The following is a 16,392-nucleotide window of genomic DNA, read 5'->3' as shown; positions in this document are numbered from 1 at the left end:
TGATGCAAAAACTACCGTAGGAAAGAAACTTTGAGAATCGCAATTGCAGTCACTGCTCGAGTCACTGCTGATACCTTCGTGCAAGGGTTCGCTCGCTTTGCAGCGACGAACGGACACGAAATTACGGTACTGGCGGATGGTCTCGAGGAACATTTTGAACGTATCGGTGATGGTTCGCTGAGATTCGTACCGATCTCCATGCGTCGAGACCCGAGCCCGAAGCAAGATCTTTGGTCGCTGTTCTCACTCGTGAAAGCTCTACGAAGCATCAAGCCTGAGGTCATGGTGTATGCAACGCCAAAGGCATCTCTACTCGGCAGCATGGCGTCTTTCATCACTCGGGTGCCGACCAGAATCTACCAGCTGTGGGGACTTCGTCTCGAAACTGTGCACGGACCTGGTCGTGCGGTGCTCACCGCCCTTGAGTTGGTAACGGCACGCTTGTCGACGTCGGTGCTGGCCAACAGTGACAGCCTCGCAAAACGCTACCAGAGCCTACATCTAGCTAACCCAAAGCACCTGACCGTCATTGGGAAGGGATCTTCGCATGGCGTCGACCTCGAGTATTTTTCTCCTGCAGGATGTGCTGCAAGCCCCGACTGCACCGCTTTCGAGGGCAAGAATTCCGCCAATTCTGTCATGACGTTGGGGTTCGTCGGCCGACTCCACCCTGACAAGGGAATTGATACCTTCATCGATGCCCTCGAATTGCTCATTACTCGAGGGCGCAATGTATCAGCCGTAATTGTTGGCAATGATGAAGGATTTCAAAAGACCATCTCGGACCGGGTTTCCTCCGTCCTCGACTTTGTCGGCTACGCCCAAGACACCAGGCCCTACTACCAAGCCATGGACGTACTAGTTCTCCCCAGCCTGCGCGAGGGGTTTCCCAACGTAGTACTTGAAGCAGCGTCCATGGGCGTGCCCGCCGTCGTGTCGGATGGCACCGGTGTCCGAGACTCTGTGGTTGACGGAGAGACTGGTTCGATCTTTCCTGTGCATGATTCAAGAGCACTGGCAGATGCGATCCAGAATCTGATTGAGAATCCAGATCTAGTCGAGAGATTTGGAACTGCGGCTCGCAAACGTGCCGAAAAGCACTTTGATCAAGAGTATGTCTGGCGCGAAACGCTGAGCTTTATTACTGGCTAGAAACCTCTCAATTGGCTCGGGGCTGTAATTGAGTGCGTGCCTATCGCTTGTAGGGTATAGCCCCGAGAGCCTTCTTGCCTAAGAACTTCAGCTCATTGCGATTCATTGCGTAGCCGAATATCAACGCTGCAACTAAGGCGATGATATGTAGCCATTCCAAGCGAAGGTAATACGAAGTCGTAACCATTCCGAAAGCAACGAATAATAATCCCAAGGTCTGGAACCGGAACCTTACAGCCACAAATTTTTGTAGGTCGAAGTGCCGGTAAATGGCCATAGCAAGGAATGCAATACCACCCGCAGACGCTGCAGCGAACAGCCCAAACACTTTAATAAATACGAGATTGATCGCAAGACTAATTACGGTAGCGAACACTGAGGTGGTGGCGACCTTGCCTGTCTTCTTCAGTGCGACATAGATTCCGCCGTAAAGGCCGACAATCGAATTGAGCACCGCACCAATCATCATCAGAGGAATGTACAGATAAGCCTCACGGAAATTCTCTGCTACAAACAGCGTGAATACGAAGGGCAAAACCGCAATAATCAGTACGCCCACAGAACCAAAGAAACGCAATGCACTATCGATTGTTTCTGTAAAATATCGATCTCGTTGCTCGCTCCGAATATGCACCGAAGCGGACTCTGTCCAAGACATTGAAAAGATCGCAAATACAGCAGAGTAGATCATCGCGAACCGAGTCGAAACTGCGTAAACGCCATTAGCTGCAAGGCCCAATGCAAACAGGATGATAGTGCGATCCGCTGCGTTGATTACCCACCAAGCAACACCATTCGGCACAAGTGGCGCGGAATAGCGTATGAGCTTGCTGCGATATGTCTTTTCAAGAGTCGAGAAGTTCAGATACTGCCAGAACTTAAGCGAAATCAGCAAATAGATAATTGGAATTAGATAAGAAAGCAACAATGAAACCAACATGCCAGTGGCCCCAAGCTTATAGACCACAATCAACATGACATTGGAGATCACTGTGGTTAGGCCAGTCAAAATGCTTGCAATCGCGTAGTTGAGATTCTTACCCAGCCCACGAGACGTTTGCAAGAGAAAACCGGCAAAGAATGCCGCGACAATGATGCACAAAATCAGATAGAAGTGCGGTATATCTACAAAAATGTTGACGACAATGCTGATCGATAAACAAATAATCGTCAAAGCTATCGCTACGGAAAGCGCATTCGTGATCACTTTTGTGATCCCAGGCTTATTTTCGCGATTCTCGATCAAGAACCGAAAGACTGCCATCTCCATTTGAATTGTCAACGTTGGTGCCAAAAGGGCGGCATAAGTCACCACAAGATCGACCACGCCGTATTCATTTGGACTCAAATATGAGGTATAAAGAGGCAGCATCAAGAACACGATGATTTGCGAAGAAAACTTACCAAACGCAAGGATGACGGTGTTTTTGATGAGATCCAGTTTTGCGCGCGTATTGTCAGCTTCTTGCCCCATGCGATTAGACCTCTCTTTAATGATGCCATTGCGCTGGCTTTCGGCTCGTGTGCAAAACCCAATCAACCACGAATGCTGCAATCTTGCACTAGTACGAACCTTGATTATAGATCTTTGCATGAAGAAGCGATCCGCCAGGCACGGTCAAAGTGACACGAGATTGGGGAATCCACTACATGGTGAATGCTCTCAGTGATCTTGTACATAAGAACGCCACTTATTTGCGAGTATGCTCCACGGGGAGTTCACGAACGGACCCCTCACAACACGCACAAGAGCGACAACTCGGATTAGTTTTTCCGCAATGACCTTGAAGCTATACTGATGAGTATTATTAACCAAAGTTTGCCGCAAGCTCCACGACCATACCCACAATTGGATACAATTTGAGAAGTTGATGGCAACACATAGCTAAGCGAGCTGAAATGAAAACCTCTGCACTCATGGGTGCGATTTCTTTTGAAAGTATCTCCGCCTGCATATTGATAGCAGCGCTATCTATAGTTATCTACGCCGTAGTAGTTGGAGGGATGAAAGGTAAGAAGCTCGTTCAAGCACCGATTTTCCTATCGATTTTTATCAGTTTGGGTTCTCTCATGCTCCGACTGGTCATGTTTCCTCGACTGGAAAATGATGAATTATCTTGGCACCGCCAAGGTACGGTCGCTGCAAAAGTAATTCTAGGTCAACAGCAGCTGAAAGAAGGCGTGTTTGGCATCGGAAAGGCGGGGTACTCTTGGCTCGTCGGTGCGATGTACTCAGTTGTCGGCGAGATCCCATTTGTAATGCTTTTCCTCAACACGTGTCTGTTCATCTTGCTAGTACCGCTACTCATGGCAATTGCCGAAAACCTGACTGCGAGTCTCGATCTGGACCCGAATGTGCAGGCACGAGCACTTAGATTCTCAGGATTCTTCATTGCCGCCGTACCCACCATCGTATTTTGGACACCACGATTGTTGCGGGAAACGTTAACTATGTTCCTTATCGCAGTCGCAATCTACTCCCTTCTTAAATTAATCGAGACAAAGCACTTTGGATTCTTAGTGTCCCTCGGGCTTTCTATCTCGGTTTTGATTACGATTCGCGCCCAGATCGGAATCGGCCTTGCCGCTGCTGTAGCCTTGGCAATGGCAGTCAGTTCCATCTTGAAGATCAGAGGAGCGCTCACTAGAACGCTAGTACTTGTTCCACTCATCGTTATTTTCGGATTGTTAGCTTGGAATGGAGCTACCTCAATCCGCGATATCGACCTGAAACAGACTGCAGCGGCTAATCGTGAACTTGCATCAGCCGACAGCGCCTTTTCTGGAGCAGAATCGCTGGGGCAGGCTAACAGCATTGTTGATGTCCTGCTATTCAACTTCCCCAGAGTATTGCTGGGGCCATTCCCGAACGAAGTGAATCCTAGTGGAGTGATGCTTCTGGCGACATTCTCGAATTTCTTCTGGCTTTTGGCACTTTATTTTGGTCTCAAAAAGCTGCCAGGGCTATTGAGTTCCAATGTGGGCAGTGAAGCCAAAAAGCTGAGGTCGATCGTTGTCCTGTTAGTCTTCTTTGCTGTGCTCATCTTCATGACCTCGTTCAGCGCTGGAAACTATGGACTAGTAATTCGAATGCGATTGATGTCTTTCGTGCCTATCATTCCGCTTGCAGGGCTAGGATTCGCTCTCCGCTATTCCAATAAGAAAACAGCCATTCCACGTTCGATTAAGAACGAAAGGTCTATCAAGCTCGAACACGCACTTCGATAATGGATTGTCTCCCAGGATGACCGGCAGACTTCAAAGCACGGAATTGGGGTTATCGGTGAAGGAAAACCATCGTATCGTGCTAGCATTTCACCAAGTACATACAGGGAAGGTAAAGAGCTAATGCATAGTCCTGAAGCAGCAACCCTTTGGGTACATTGGGGCCGAAATGGCGCAGGTCCAAAATTTTTGTATGAGACCGTGAAGGCTGATTGTGCAACTAATTCTGCCTTCATTTCTTTCAATCCGGATTCTGAAATATCAGAGCAATTGGAGGCCCTTCCCGTCTCTCAGTTCTCGGTTCCTACGTACAACAGCAAACTTGGTGTCATCACCGGTATTCCTCGTCTCCTTGCAAACATGTATCGGCTGCGAAAGTGGATTCAAGACAACCACATTAAACGTGTAGTTTCGACTATGGAATCGATTTATCAGTCGATAGCCATTCCGTTGTTGCTTCCAAGGGACGTCGAATACGTTTCGTGTATTCACGATGGCCAAAGCCACCCAGGTGAAGGACATATTTTGCAAGAGTTCGGACGGCATTTGGAGCTCGGTCGCGCAGATTTCATTGTGACGTTTTCTGATGCCGTGACCAAGATCTTGCAAAACAATGTTCGGCAGCGCATCTTAGTAGAGGATCACCCGCCATTCGATGCAGACATTCCGGTTAGCGAAGCCCGCACCTTGCCTACAGTCCCTGTAGTGGGCTTTTTTGGTCGACTTCAAAAATACAAGGGTCTGGATCTCCTGCTCGAGAGCGCTCGTATTCTGCGAGAGTCAGGTCTCGAATTCGAGCTGGAAATCGTGGGTCATGGTGAAGAAGCGGTGCTTCAGGAAACCGAAGCCGGCAAGCAAGCGAGCTGGGATGCACGCTGGATCCCTGAATCCGAAATTTCTCACATAATTTCTAGGTTTGACGTAATGGTTTTCCCTTACATCGAAGCGAGCCAATCCGGACCGGTAACCCTAGCGTTGTCGCACGCCATTCCATGTGTCTCCACCCCGGTGGGTGCAATCCCCTCGCAAGTCGCTGGTTTCGGATTAGTCAGTGCTGAGGTGACTGCTGAGTCGTTCGCTGAGGAACTCCGAAAGCTAATTTCGGATGCTCCTTTGTACCGAGAACTTTCTCAGTCCGCGCTGGAATTGAAGCATTCTAAATTTTCTTGGAACGATCTCGCTCGAAACATCCGATCCCACGAGTCTATTTCTTCCGAATAGTGCCGCCACGCATTCCCACTCTTCGCCTGAAATCGAAACTACCGTGGAATCCAACCCCACGTCACATTGGGTCGACCACTGGATCGCTGGTGAGATTCCGCTAGCAAAGACTCGATGTTGGTCGAGATCTCTTCAAGTGGGCATTCCAACCAGCCAGAAGCGTCTTGTACCAAGTTTGGCACCTCATACCACTCAAATTGACCTTCAAACTTCCCAAGGTATTCAATGCCGTAAGTGGGAATACCAAGACTCAAAGCGGCGACACCGGCATGCATACGACCTGTAACGAGCACATCAGCCATGTTGTAAATCTGCTTTGCATGCACTGCATTCACAGGTTCGATCACCTCTGCCTGAATACCGGAACGACTCAGTTGGCTTGCGATCTCATTTGCCAAACGCATGTCACCCACTTCCGGGCGAATATCGTTCACGGTAATTACAACTTTGGGAAAGTGTCGCGACATTGCCTCCGCTGTTTCGGCCCATTTCTGCAACAACTTTTGAGAATCCAACTGGAGCGTGGATTCGAAATGTGAATTAGGAACTAATACACCGGTGGCTTCTGCCGAATTTTCGGTCTTATCTGGAATCTTCATTGCCGCGGCAATATCCGGGGCAATTTCAGCATCAAATCCAACGATCTGGCGAAAACGAATCTTGCTTTCCTTGTCGCGAGCCCAAAACTCGGTCTGCGCGGTCAAACGCTTAAGCAACTCAACCGATGTTTTAGTGGGATCGGAAGGGAAGCTAAAGTTCGTCAGTTGGGTGCGGTATCCCTTCTTATTGGCTTCATTGAGCAGCCTCACACGCGCAGAAAGGAATGATGTTTCATAGGCGCCACTGATCGTATCGGCTCCAATTACCAGAATATCTCGGTTCGCCAATTCCCCGAACTTTCGAGGATTCGGCAGCATCGCAATTGTGTAAGTGTAATCGCGCATGGAAATCACGTTGTTCTGGAGTTCCTTGGACCATCGAGTCGGGTCATCTGGAACTAAGAACTCCACCTGTCCAGGAAGCATTCCATCAATGGCAATAGCGATCGCCATATCCCCAAACGAACCGTATCCGGCTGGTAATATCACCAAAGGCTTTTTGATTTTTGAACTATTTGCAGCAGGATTTTGAAGAGGAACCACCTGGGTAATAATTCCCGCTAAATTGAGTAACTGCTTTTTTACATTTCGAATGCTAATCCCAGGAATTACTCGCTTAGTGCCCGACATTAATGAGGGCTCCTTTCAATCTGCCATTCACATTATTCAACTGATTTTGGCGTGCCAAAATCCCACAACTGTCGCCTAACCAATACTACATTGGATTCTTTTATTTGGGAGTTACTAGTGACGTCTCCGCCTCGAGGCCTAAAAGCCATTACGAGGCGATGAGTACTTCGACGATGTGAAATCCCAGCATCCAACCTATAGGTGCTGCAAAGATTGTTACTGGTAGAAGGAGCGAAACCAACTCGACCATCACGATGGCACGGCGGCCACTGGAGCTGATACCCACCGCCGAGAGTATCGCGAAGTCACGGACTCGCTCACGAACCATGAGCACGACGGTATTGCTTATCCCGATCCCTGCGATCAAGAGGGCAATTGAACTGAGCAAGAGCGTTAGCGTATATATCCGATCAGCAGTATCTGCTATTTTCTCTCGGGCCGTGAACGCTTCTTTGAAAATTACTTCTTGGTCTGTTGATCCAGCAGCACTCCTGAGTGCATTCAACTGGGTGTCGCTTAGGTCTCGCGCCGTTTGATCGTCAATCTTGGCCAGAATTAGTTGCTTCGGTGCAGAGAGACGCTCGGTGTGCTGTTCAAGCAAGGCAGGGTCAATGTAGTTTTCAAAACTGTCGGACAACACTACGCGGAGTTGATGAGGCTCCCCTTGTACTTTCATCGTAACCAACGCGCCACTCTTGACTGACGCTCGAAGTATGGAGTTTTGACCAAGCACGACCTCACCTGGCCCCGCACCGGTAATCTGACCGCGGACAATGCCGCGACCGCCCTCTACTGAAAGCCCTAGGGCAGCATCAGTTAGCTCGCCGATTGATATCTGAGCAAGCGGAGGTTTCGTAACGGCCTCCACGTGTGGGGCGTTGTTGAGGGCGTCAAGGAGCTGTGATCGGGCCGACCCATCCACCGGCTGCACAACAATATCCACCGCACCCTTTTGATAGGCTTTTAGCTCCAAGTATTCTCCGATGCGCTGCTGACCGCTGAATACTGCGGAGATCAGAGCGACGCCCGCTAAGACGATTGCCACGAGTGATCCCGAGCGCAGGCGTTGCCTTCCTACCAAGGCATTGGCCAGATGCAGTGTGGGCACACGAGCGAATATTGGCGAAAGTCGGAATGTCACCCAAGGTAAGAACACGGCCGCAATGCAGATAGCGCCCAGCACAATCGCTCCCGAGGCCCCGATTGCCAATACCAAAGCACGACGAGTCGGAATTCCAGGCACCTCGGACCAACCGAATGCTCCCACAGTCAAGCTCACCATACCGACAACGAGAGCGCCGATCAGGCCCCAACGGGAAGCTTGCGGAGAATTCGCAGACAACGATTGAACCAATGGACGGTGGACAGAACTACGCGCGGCAGGAAGGGCAGAAGCTATGCATACCAAAATTGCGCAGGCTAAGGCCGCCAACATCCACTCGCCACGCAGCGTCACATTGGATAGTTCAAATCGCACGCCCAACTGGTCGGCGTGCTCCCCCGCCCAACTTGCCGCCTTAAGCCCTGCCGGAATACCTAGTAATCCGGCAAAGCTTCCGAGTAGAAGTGATTCAATTAGCGCGGAACCTTGTAGCTGGCCCGAAGACGCTCCTATTGCTCGTAGCAGCGCATACTCTCGCTGTCGCTCCGCTGCAATTACCGAGTAGCTTGAGAAAATCACGAGCATTGCCACCACCGCGACAATTATCATGAAAGCCGTGAGTAGCAAAAAATAGTTGTCCCGACCTGACAGGTACTGCCCCGACAATTTCGCAGTGTGAACAGGTGCGGGAACCACGTCAGAGACCGCGTCCTTAAGCAACATTTTCAGCTGGTCGGAAGAAACACTGTCCACACGTAGCTCGCCGATCGCAGCATTCCCCGCCCACTGCCGCACAGCTAAGGCATCAGCCAGCAACCCACCAGCACCCATGAGCTGCTCCTGTGCGGACTGCTCCACCCGCCCAACCACGGTCACCTGTTGTAGTTCTGGTGAGCCCGGAACCTTGAGCTCCATAGAGGTGCCGAGCGGGGTGTCGTCAACTACCACGACCTCTCGGGGGCCGTGTGGGAGCGTGCCCTCTGCGATCGTGCGCCACTGTAACGGCCCATCAGCCAGACTTCGCACGGTAGTGGAATCATACAGTGACCCATCCCGTTTAATGGAGGCGGAAAACTGCTGGTCGAAGGCGTATTCCACAGGGATGCCAGCCAATACCTCGTCAATAGGCTCCGAGGAGCGCACCTGCGCCACCGTGCCCACGCCTTTATAGGGCTTGTCGAACATCCCGTTGACGGTGGCCTGCATCGACTCGACGATCGCCGCCGTTCCGACCGAGAGGGCAACCGCAGCAAACACCGCGAAGAAGAGGGATAGGTAGCGCCAGCCACGCCGACGGAGCTGGCCGATGGCGAGGTGAATCACGCGGACACCACCCTGCCGTCGCGCATCTGAATCAGATGATCGCCACGCTCTGCTGCGGCTGGGTCGTGGGTTACCACGGCGAGGGTTTGCCCATAGTCATCGACAAGCTGGCGGAACATGGTAAGCACCGCATCACCAGCCTCGGAATCCAGGTTTCCGGTCGGCTCGTCGGCGAAAATGATATCCGGTTTAGCCAGTAAAGCTCGGGCGATGGCGACACGTTGACGCTGACCGCCAGAAAGCTGGTGCGGCAAGTGTTTCATACGCCCCGCAAGACCGAGGCGACTGACAATCTCCCGATACCATCCCTTATCAACCTGACGGTGCGCCAGTCGCATTGGCAATTTGATATTGTCTTGCACATTCAGCACTGGCACTAGATTGAAATCTTGGAAGATGACGCCGATCTGAGTTCGCCGAAGCGCTGCCCTTTTGTTTTCACTGAGCTTTGTCAAGTCAATCTGAGAACCGCGAGAGTTGAGGATTACGCTTCCCGAACTCGGGACAGAGAGCCCGGCGAGGGTGTGCAGCAGCGTCGTCTTCCCCGAACCTGACGGACCCATTATTGAAGTCCACTGTCCCGTTGGAATCTGGACATTTACGTCCTTCAGGGCATGAACTCTGGCATCTCCCCGCCCAAAATGCTGGGTCAGATTTTTACCAACGATGACTGGCTCAGACATAACTTCCTTCAATAGCCTTTTACTTTCCGTGCAAGTGTAGTGCCCTTTCGCCTACCGTTGTGCGCTGCCGTAGTCGTCGATAAGCAGGCTGTGTTATTAACAAATTAATTTGCGCCAGATTTTTATCATGGCGTTATACTCCTTATAAGAGTATTTAAGTGTTCGTTTGAGCCTAGGGGTCTGGAATGCCAATCGATGTCACCCCCAACGCAGGTCTTCAATTTGGTATTGCCACATTTAGCCTGCCGGGGATCAACATTGTGCCGTCGTGCGCGCCGGACCCGCAGGCGGAAATGATCGAGCAGGCGATGCTTGCCGACGCCGTCGGCATCGATTACTTCGGCGTCAACGAGGCTTTCGCCCGCCACGTACTGCAAGTAAACCCTTTTGATTTGGTCATCGAGTTCGCGAAGCGGACGAAGGGCTTGCTGTTCTGCACGTCGATTAGCGACATCAAGTTCGACGAACTTCCAGACCGCCACGATGACTTGCACCGCGTCATAGACTCCACCGGCGAGCGCATTGAGATCGTCCTCGACCGCGACCGCTTCGCCGCAGGCAAGCACGGTGAATCCAACTCTGCGTTCAATGAAAACCTTGCCGAGTGGTCCCGTCTCATCGGCAACTGCGGCCACAACGTCACCTGGATCGAGGTCGCCGGCCAATCCGATGCCATCATCCAGGCCGCCAGCTACCGCATCCCGATGATGCTGCAGGTCTACGAAGGCGACCCCCTGGAGCGCAAGCCCTTCGTAGACATGTACCACACGGCCAACAGCCGCTTCGGCGCCGGTCGCATGCCCCTCGGCTTCCTCGCACCCGGCTTCGTCGCCGACACCGACCAGGATGCCATCGACATCAATTTCGAACCGTGGAAAGCCAACTTCGCACTCACCATTCCGGAGAACGAAAAGTACGCCCACTACCTGCGCGAAATTGAATCCGGCGCCCTCTATATCGGCTCCCCCGACACCGTAGCCAAGAAGATGGCCAAAACCATCGAACACCTCGGTATCTACCGCTTCTACCTGCGCTACACCTGTGGCCTGAGTCAGCACGAAGACTCCCTGAAGTGCATCCGCCTCTACGGCGAAGAAGTGCTGCCGCGCCTGCGTCGCGGGTAGCGCCTATTGATGTCCAGCATGCGTGCTTCGCGCACGCATTCCAGCTAGGTAGAACCAGCTATTGGGAGTAGAGAGTTCGCTAACTGTCGATTTCCCCCCGACTAGCAGAGTTACTACTCCCAATAGCTGGTTCCATGTAGCCGAAATCCGGCAAGGGAACCAGCCCCTTACGCGTACACCGCGAACTTCTTAAACGGCCGGCGAATCGTCCAGATCGTGAGGATGAGGTAGCCCGCGTCTCGCAGCAGCGTCTTGATGTAATCCATGGTCTGGGCGTCGTTGAGGCCCGTCACATTGAAGCACCCACAGTCGATGGCCAGGCCGCGCGCCCACGCCTGCCCGATACCGATCATGAACAGCACCAGCACCACCGCGCCGACCTTGGACGAGGCGCGCAGGAACAGGCCGAGCAGCAGCAGGACGCCGCCAGCGATCTCCAGCGGGCCGATCAGCTGCGCCAGGTACGAGGACCACTCCTGGGTGAAAATCTTGTACGCGGTGATGGCCTGCGTCATCTCCATGTGCTTGCCCAGCTTCGCGATGCCCGCGTGGATCCACACATACGCCATATAAAAACGGGCGATGGCGGAAATAATGTCGAGGACTTTTGTCATGGGCGCAGTATATTGCAGGTATGACTGCGATCGTGAAGTCGACAAACCTCGCCCGGCCAACTCCCGGCCGCATCACGGGAATCTCCAAGCAACCCGTCCCCTCCCTCGAAGTGCGCGCCCCCGGCCCGAACTACGGCGACGGCTCCGGCGTGCTCGGCGACTTCATCGGCGACTCCGCCCACCACGGCGGCGCCAACAAAGCCGTCTACGCCTACGAACGCGAAGAGCTCGATTATTGGGGCTCATTGCTTAACGACGCCTTCCCCGACGGCCACTTCGGCGAGAACCTCACCACAGTTGGCATTGTTTTGGGTGACCTGGTGCTGGGCCAGCGCGTTTCCGTTGGCACCGCTTCGCTAGAGGTGTCGGTCCCCCGCACCCCGTGCCGCACCTTCGCCTCCTGGCTCGATGTGCAGGGCTGGACCAAGACCTTCGCTGCCCGAGGCCACGTCGGCGCCTACTTCCGCGTCATCACCCCTGGTGTCATTACCCCTGGCTCCGTTCTGTCATGTGGCCCCGCTCCCGAGCACGGCATCACCATGGGCGATGCTTTCCAAGCCGCCATGGGATCCGTGCCCCAGATGCAACGAATTGTGGAGCATGCGGCGCTGCCGGAGATGTACTTAGAGCGCTATCGGCGTCGATTAGGTTAGATTATTTCCATGCGCCGACTCCTCGCTTGTCTTGTCACAGCCTCTGCACTCACCATTGCGCCTGCTTACGGGCAGGTGCTGCCACCGGGTGTCGACATCCAATCCATGGTCGGCGGCCCCTACTCCGTACCGGCCGGACAAACCACCACCATCGACCTCGGTATCCCTGTCACCGCCAACTACAGCGGTGGCGGATGGAGCGTCGCCTCCGCAGGCTCGGCCGTCACCGTGACCGCGCCAGCCTCCGGCAGCGTCACCGTGCCAGTGTCCGCGCAAGGCTACAACGCCACCGTCACGCTGATCGCCGAAGAAGGTGCCGAAGTTCCGACAGATGTTCCTGCTGATATTTTGGAATCTGTTGCTCCAGGTGCTGGTGCTGGGGCTCCTGGCATCTCTTCGGCCCCTACAGCTCCTTCTTCTGTTGCAGCCCCTTCGGGTTCATCCTCTTCGGAACCCAATCGCGCTGAAGCTGAACAGATCCACCTCAACGCGACCATTGAGGGCAACAAGATCGTGGCCAAGCTCAGCCTTTCCCAGGCGATCAACCTGTACAACCGATTCGGCAGCACCTCCACCGACGGCGTAAAGCTGCGCTACCTGGATGTCAACGGCAATGAAATCAAGGGTGTGAAGCGGGAGATCGATAAGGGATCTCGCACCCTGACCCTCACCTACCCTGAGGGCGCGACCCCGGATAACCCGTTCATCATGGAAGCGGTGAAGGACGGCGCTGCGATCGCGATTGTCACGCTCACCGACTCCGCGGTACCTGCGGTAACGCCGACCGATCCAGCGAAGAGCCCGAGCCAGCCTGCAACCGTATCCACCGAATCTTCTACTAAGAAGTACGGCCTGTATGCAGTCGGTGGCGTGCTGGTTTTGCTGTTGCTGGTGGGACTAGTTACCTCCTTGCTGCGTCGCAAGGGGTAGGTCGCTAGGCAATTCCGGCTACATGGAACCAGCTATTGGGAGTAGAGCTTTTGCTAGCTTCCTAATTTTCGGCCATGTATCACTTGTGATGCTCCGAATAGCTGGTTCCACCTAGCTGAAATTGAGGCGGGAGGGGCGTCGAGAAGGCCTGCTATAGATCTCTCGGAGGGTGGGGATCAGTTGATCATCACGCAACATGGCCCAATCGCAGCGGACGACCTCATAGCCTTTGTTCTTGATCTGCTTCTCGCGCTGCAGCTCGTCAGCTGAAATGCGATGGATTTCGTCCTCGTCGCCTTGATATTTCTTGCGGCCGTCCACTTCGATAACGAGGAAATCATCCAACACGATGTCGAGGTAAAACTTCTCCCCTTTCGCATACACTTCGCGCTGGGTTTCGAGCTTGTTGTACGGCAAATCGGAATCCAAGATCTGGGCGCGGGCCCACGACTCGGCAGCGGAATCAATGCCAAAACGGGCTTCCTTAATCATTCGGCGAGCCCGCGCAGAACCTTTCGCACGACCAATTTTATCCAGCTCAGCCCACAGCTTTTTCTTGTGTGGGACTGCCGTCAAATAATGGTCAGCTACCGTAAGAGCCTCCGCAAAACTATGCCATCGAGCAGTATCAATGACCGCACGCTCCGGAGTTGCTACCCGCAGGTTCTTGAATGCGACGACGGATGAAGCGGGCAGCTTGGCGTACCTATAAGTACAGGTCTTTGCCCACTGGCTCCGGGAAGGCGCAGGCTTTCCTGCGAAGGGAGACAGCTCCGGAAAGGAATACATGGCCAAGGTATCCATGCCCCACAGTCGAGCAGCGGCCAGCGACACCACCACCGCAGAATGCGCCGACAAACCACAGGCCAGGGCGCGCACTCGGCTCTTTTCCCAAGGCGGGAGCGAATGGAACTGGTCGGCGTTCGCATAAAAATGGCCGTAGACCTGGGTCTTCCGCTTGGTGTTCAACTCATGCCAAAAGGCATAGTCATCCAGATTCTTGGAACGATGGTCGAACAGCGTAATAGGGCTCGGATGAATCTTGAGCACGAGTTTTCTGACTGACTTCTTGCCGAATTTCATGGCACGAAATCTAACGAAATTGCCCCTTTACTTGGCTTAGCCCCAAGAACTGCTTGTGGATAACTCGATCCCTCCACAGACAGCTGTGATTTGGAGGCATTGCGCGACCCGAATCCTCGGAAACCTGCTATGTGGAACCAGCTATTGGGTGCAGCACTCGTGATATTTCGCCAAAATACCTAAAGTATCGAATCTACTACTCCCAATAGCTGGTTCCATGTAGCTGGAATGCGCGGGCATGTGCAAAAACCCCTAAGGCCCCGGCATTTCAAACGAAGGGCCGATCTTAAAGTAGGTTGCTGGGCCACCGGCCCGGGCAATCGGTTGCGCAGCGGAAGTGTCGAATAGCCCGTCGACCAGCAAATCCTCTCTAATATGCACGCCGACTACTTCACCGAGGATCAGCCAGGTGTCCAGAGAAGTACCCGATGCTGTGGTGAGCTGCACGATTTGAGAGAGTCGGCACTCGAAATTGACTTTAGCGGCGTCGACAAGCGGGGCGGAGACGATACGCCCGGCGCGCTTGGATAGGCCCGCAACCTCGAACTCGTCGCCCGGGACCGGCGCGGAGGTGGCGTTCATCGCGTCGGCGAGGGATTCGTCGACGAGGTTCCACACGAATTCGCCGGTGGCCTCGATGTTTCGTACGGAATCCTTGTACCCCATGGAGGAGAATCCGATGATCGGCGGGCGGCGGTTGAAGACATTGAAGTAGCTATAGGGCGCTAGATTCGCTTCGCCAGACGCGGACAGCGAACTGATCCAGCCGATCGGGCGCGGCGCGATGATCGCGTTGACTGGGGAGTAAGGCAGGCCGATTTCGCCGGTGGGCTCGTAGAAGTGATACATATGAGCCATAATAGGGGCGTGGAGATCGGACGCGAACCCTGGTGGAAGTACATGCTGTCGTGGGCATCGGCCCTCGTCGGCGGTTTCTTCTTGGCCTGTTCACCGCTCACTCTCTTCGAGAACATCTACGACACCCTCGCCTGCATTTACCTCGGACTGTGGCTCGGCCTGCCGGGAATTTGGTGGCTGTATTGCAATCGCAAAGACAAGCAGGCCTGGCAGACTTTCCTGAAAGCCCAGTCCGAACACGTGCAGTACGCAGCGGTTTTGGGGCCGCAGGCCATGGCGAGCACCGGTGTTGAGCTACCGCAACGACGCCCTCGGCACTGGAAACTCGTCGCCCTGATCAGCTTCGTCGCACTGCTAGGATTCGATCAATTTTCTAGCCTCGCACTTTCCAATGAGTGACTAGACTCACATTATGGAGTCTCTGAAGAACATCGCCGTCATTAACCTTGCCGTCAACCTGCCAGGCCCCTGGGCTGCGGCGAAGCTCGCTTCGATGGGTGCCCGCGTCATCTCGATCGAACCCCCAACCGGCGACCCACTGCAGTATCTTGCGCCAGAATGGTACCGGGACCTGGGGGAAGGCGTCGAGAAGCGCACGCTCGACCTCAAAACCGCCGCAGACCAAGCCGCCCTGGCCGGTTTGCTCGACGACGCCCAACTGCTCATCACGTCCCACCGCCCCTCCGCATTGGCGCGCATGGGAGTTGCTGTGCCGGACAGCGTCGGGCACGTGGAGATTGTCGGAGACGTGGAGAACCCGGAGTATGCCGGACATGACCTCACCTACCAGGCCGAAGCTGGCACACTCACCCCACCGCACATGCCGAAGATCCTGGTCGGCGACATCATGGGCGCATCCGAAGCGGTCTCGGCGGCGCTACTGTTGCTGCTGCAAGGTGGCGGCCACATGCGCATTGGTTTGAAGCAAGCAGCTCAAGAGATGGCGGCTCCCTATCGATACGGCGTCACCGCACCCGGCGGGCTGCTGAACGGTGGCATCGAAAACTACGGGCTCTACCAGGCAAAAGACGGGTGGGTGGCCGTCGCGGCGCTAGAGCCGCACTTTGCCGAGCGAATGGGCAACATGTTGGCAGAAATCCCATCGAAGACGGTGGAGGAATTGGTCGCTTGGGCGCGGGAAGCAGATGTGCCGATCTCCCCTGTTCGTGGGACAAGCTTCTAGAGAGCCCACTCC

The 16,392-nt window shown here is 54.0% G+C and carries 15 protein-coding genes; 8 read left to right on the top strand and 7 right to left on the bottom strand.

The window, feature by feature from the left end:
- Nucleotides 1–30: 30 nt before the first annotated feature.
- Nucleotides 31–1,152 carry a glycosyltransferase family 4 protein gene (locus tag CKALI_RS00550; protein WP_156191452.1) on the top strand — a complete coding sequence of 374 codons (1,122 nt, stop codon included), beginning with the start codon at nt 31–33 and terminating at the stop codon, nt 1,150–1,152.
- A gap of 40 nt (nt 1,153–1,192) precedes the next feature.
- Here CKALI_RS00550 and CKALI_RS00545 read toward each other — a convergent pair whose 3' ends face one another.
- Entirely contained in the window at nt 1,193–2,626 is a 1,434-nt protein-coding gene (locus tag CKALI_RS00545; RefSeq protein WP_197079726.1) for a lipopolysaccharide biosynthesis protein, read from the bottom strand.
- A 425-nt stretch (nt 2,627–3,051) separates the two neighbouring features.
- On the opposite strand from CKALI_RS00545, the gene CKALI_RS00540 reads away from it, so the two are divergent.
- Together CKALI_RS00540 and CKALI_RS00535 are read left to right on the top strand one after the other, a co-directional pair.
- A complete protein-coding gene (locus CKALI_RS00540; protein ID WP_156191450.1) occupies nt 3,052–4,380 on the top strand; it encodes a hypothetical protein in 1,329 nt (442 codons plus the stop codon).
- Between the two features lie 120 nt (nt 4,381–4,500).
- Nucleotides 4,501–5,598, top strand: a complete 1,098-nt coding sequence (locus tag CKALI_RS00535; protein WP_156191449.1) for a glycosyltransferase family 4 protein — start codon at nt 4,501–4,503, stop codon at nt 5,596–5,598.
- 38 nt (nt 5,599–5,636) lie between these two features.
- Here CKALI_RS00535 and CKALI_RS00530 read toward each other — a convergent pair whose 3' ends face one another.
- From CKALI_RS00530 to CKALI_RS00520, 3 genes are all read right to left on the bottom strand, one after another.
- Nucleotides 5,637–6,827: a polysaccharide pyruvyl transferase family protein gene (locus CKALI_RS00530; RefSeq protein ID WP_156191448.1), complete on the bottom strand. Its 1,191-nt coding sequence runs from the start codon at nt 6,825–6,827 to the stop codon at nt 5,637–5,639.
- A 148-nt stretch (nt 6,828–6,975) separates the two neighbouring features.
- On the bottom strand, nt 6,976–9,252 hold the full coding sequence (locus tag CKALI_RS00525) for an ABC transporter permease (RefSeq protein ID WP_156191447.1): 2,277 nt from the start codon (nt 9,250–9,252) through the stop codon (nt 6,976–6,978).
- Nucleotides 9,249–9,935 (bottom strand): ABC transporter ATP-binding protein, encoded by a 687-nt coding sequence (locus tag CKALI_RS00520; protein ID WP_156191446.1) that lies wholly within the window; start codon nt 9,933–9,935, stop codon nt 9,249–9,251. The genes CKALI_RS00525 and CKALI_RS00520 overlap by 4 nt, the downstream gene beginning before the upstream one ends.
- Before the next feature lie 185 nt (nt 9,936–10,120).
- Between CKALI_RS00520 and CKALI_RS00515 the strand changes: the two genes are divergently transcribed.
- Nucleotides 10,121–11,059, top strand: a complete 939-nt coding sequence (locus CKALI_RS00515; RefSeq protein WP_156191445.1) for an LLM class flavin-dependent oxidoreductase — start codon at nt 10,121–10,123, stop codon at nt 11,057–11,059.
- Nucleotides 11,060–11,226: 167 nt separating this feature from the next.
- Here CKALI_RS00515 and CKALI_RS00510 read toward each other — a convergent pair whose 3' ends face one another.
- Complete coding sequence (locus CKALI_RS00510; protein WP_156191444.1) at nt 11,227–11,673, bottom strand: MauE/DoxX family redox-associated membrane protein; 447 nt, start codon at nt 11,671–11,673, stop codon at nt 11,227–11,229.
- A gap of 20 nt (nt 11,674–11,693) precedes the next feature.
- On the opposite strand from CKALI_RS00510, the gene CKALI_RS00505 reads away from it, so the two are divergent.
- Nucleotides 11,694–12,326, top strand: coding sequence for an MOSC domain-containing protein (locus CKALI_RS00505; protein WP_156191443.1), 633 nt, complete (start codon nt 11,694–11,696; stop codon nt 12,324–12,326).
- 9 nt (nt 12,327–12,335) lie between these two features.
- Nucleotides 12,336–13,256, top strand: coding sequence for a hypothetical protein (locus tag CKALI_RS00500; RefSeq protein ID WP_156191442.1), 921 nt, complete (start codon nt 12,336–12,338; stop codon nt 13,254–13,256).
- A gap of 111 nt (nt 13,257–13,367) precedes the next feature.
- Here the strand turns inward: CKALI_RS00500 and CKALI_RS00495 are convergent, their stop codons facing one another.
- Nucleotides 13,368–14,339, bottom strand: a complete 972-nt coding sequence (locus tag CKALI_RS00495; RefSeq protein ID WP_156191441.1) for a hypothetical protein — start codon at nt 14,337–14,339, stop codon at nt 13,368–13,370.
- 252 nt (nt 14,340–14,591) lie between these two features.
- Nucleotides 14,592–15,188: a flavin reductase family protein gene (locus CKALI_RS00490; RefSeq protein WP_231580489.1), complete on the bottom strand. Its 597-nt coding sequence runs from the start codon at nt 15,186–15,188 to the stop codon at nt 14,592–14,594.
- Here CKALI_RS00490 and CKALI_RS00485 point away from each other — a divergent pair, their 5' ends adjacent.
- Together CKALI_RS00485 and CKALI_RS00480 are read left to right on the top strand one after the other, a co-directional pair.
- Nucleotides 15,189–15,596: a hypothetical protein gene (locus CKALI_RS00485; protein WP_156191439.1), complete on the top strand. Its 408-nt coding sequence runs from the start codon at nt 15,189–15,191 to the stop codon at nt 15,594–15,596.
- A gap of 13 nt (nt 15,597–15,609) precedes the next feature.
- Nucleotides 15,610–16,380 (top strand): CoA transferase, encoded by a 771-nt coding sequence (locus CKALI_RS00480; RefSeq protein WP_156191438.1) that lies wholly within the window; start codon nt 15,610–15,612, stop codon nt 16,378–16,380.
- Nucleotides 16,381–16,392: the final 12 nt, after the last annotated feature.

Origin of the sequence: Corynebacterium kalinowskii (assembly GCF_009734385.1) — a bacterium.
In the GTDB taxonomy this organism is placed as follows: Bacteria; Actinomycetota; Actinomycetes; order Mycobacteriales; family Mycobacteriaceae; genus Corynebacterium; species Corynebacterium kalinowskii.
This window is presented reverse-complemented; position numbering and strand designations above follow the sequence as displayed.

What these genes read in the sequence shown, in the direction of transcription:
- CKALI_RS00545 (WP_197079726.1), bottom strand. Translation starts at nt 2,626, where the DNA reads ATGGGGCAAGAAGCTGACAATACGCGCGCAAAACTGGATCTCATCAAA.
- CKALI_RS00540 (WP_156191450.1), top strand. Translation starts at nt 3,052, where the DNA reads ATGAAAACCTCTGCACTCATGGGTGCGATTTCTTTTGAAAGTATCTCC.
- CKALI_RS00535 (WP_156191449.1), top strand. Translation starts at nt 4,501, where the DNA reads ATGCATAGTCCTGAAGCAGCAACCCTTTGGGTACATTGGGGCCGAAAT.
- CKALI_RS00530 (WP_156191448.1), bottom strand. Translation starts at nt 6,827, where the DNA reads ATGTCGGGCACTAAGCGAGTAATTCCTGGGATTAGCATTCGAAATGTA.
- CKALI_RS00520 (WP_156191446.1), bottom strand. Translation starts at nt 9,935, where the DNA reads ATGTCTGAGCCAGTCATCGTTGGTAAAAATCTGACCCAGCATTTTGGG.
- CKALI_RS00515 (WP_156191445.1), top strand. Translation starts at nt 10,121, where the DNA reads ATGCCAATCGATGTCACCCCCAACGCAGGTCTTCAATTTGGTATTGCC.
- CKALI_RS00510 (WP_156191444.1), bottom strand. Translation starts at nt 11,673, where the DNA reads ATGACAAAAGTCCTCGACATTATTTCCGCCATCGCCCGTTTTTATATG.
- CKALI_RS00505 (WP_156191443.1), top strand. Translation starts at nt 11,694, where the DNA reads ATGACTGCGATCGTGAAGTCGACAAACCTCGCCCGGCCAACTCCCGGC.
- CKALI_RS00500 (WP_156191442.1), top strand. Translation starts at nt 12,336, where the DNA reads ATGCGCCGACTCCTCGCTTGTCTTGTCACAGCCTCTGCACTCACCATT.
- CKALI_RS00495 (WP_156191441.1), bottom strand. Translation starts at nt 14,339, where the DNA reads ATGAAATTCGGCAAGAAGTCAGTCAGAAAACTCGTGCTCAAGATTCAT.
- CKALI_RS00490 (WP_231580489.1), bottom strand. Translation starts at nt 15,188, where the DNA reads ATGTATCACTTCTACGAGCCCACCGGCGAAATCGGCCTGCCTTACTCC.
- CKALI_RS00485 (WP_156191439.1), top strand. Translation starts at nt 15,189, where the DNA reads ATGAGCCATAATAGGGGCGTGGAGATCGGACGCGAACCCTGGTGGAAG.
- CKALI_RS00480 (WP_156191438.1), top strand. Translation starts at nt 15,610, where the DNA reads ATGGAGTCTCTGAAGAACATCGCCGTCATTAACCTTGCCGTCAACCTG.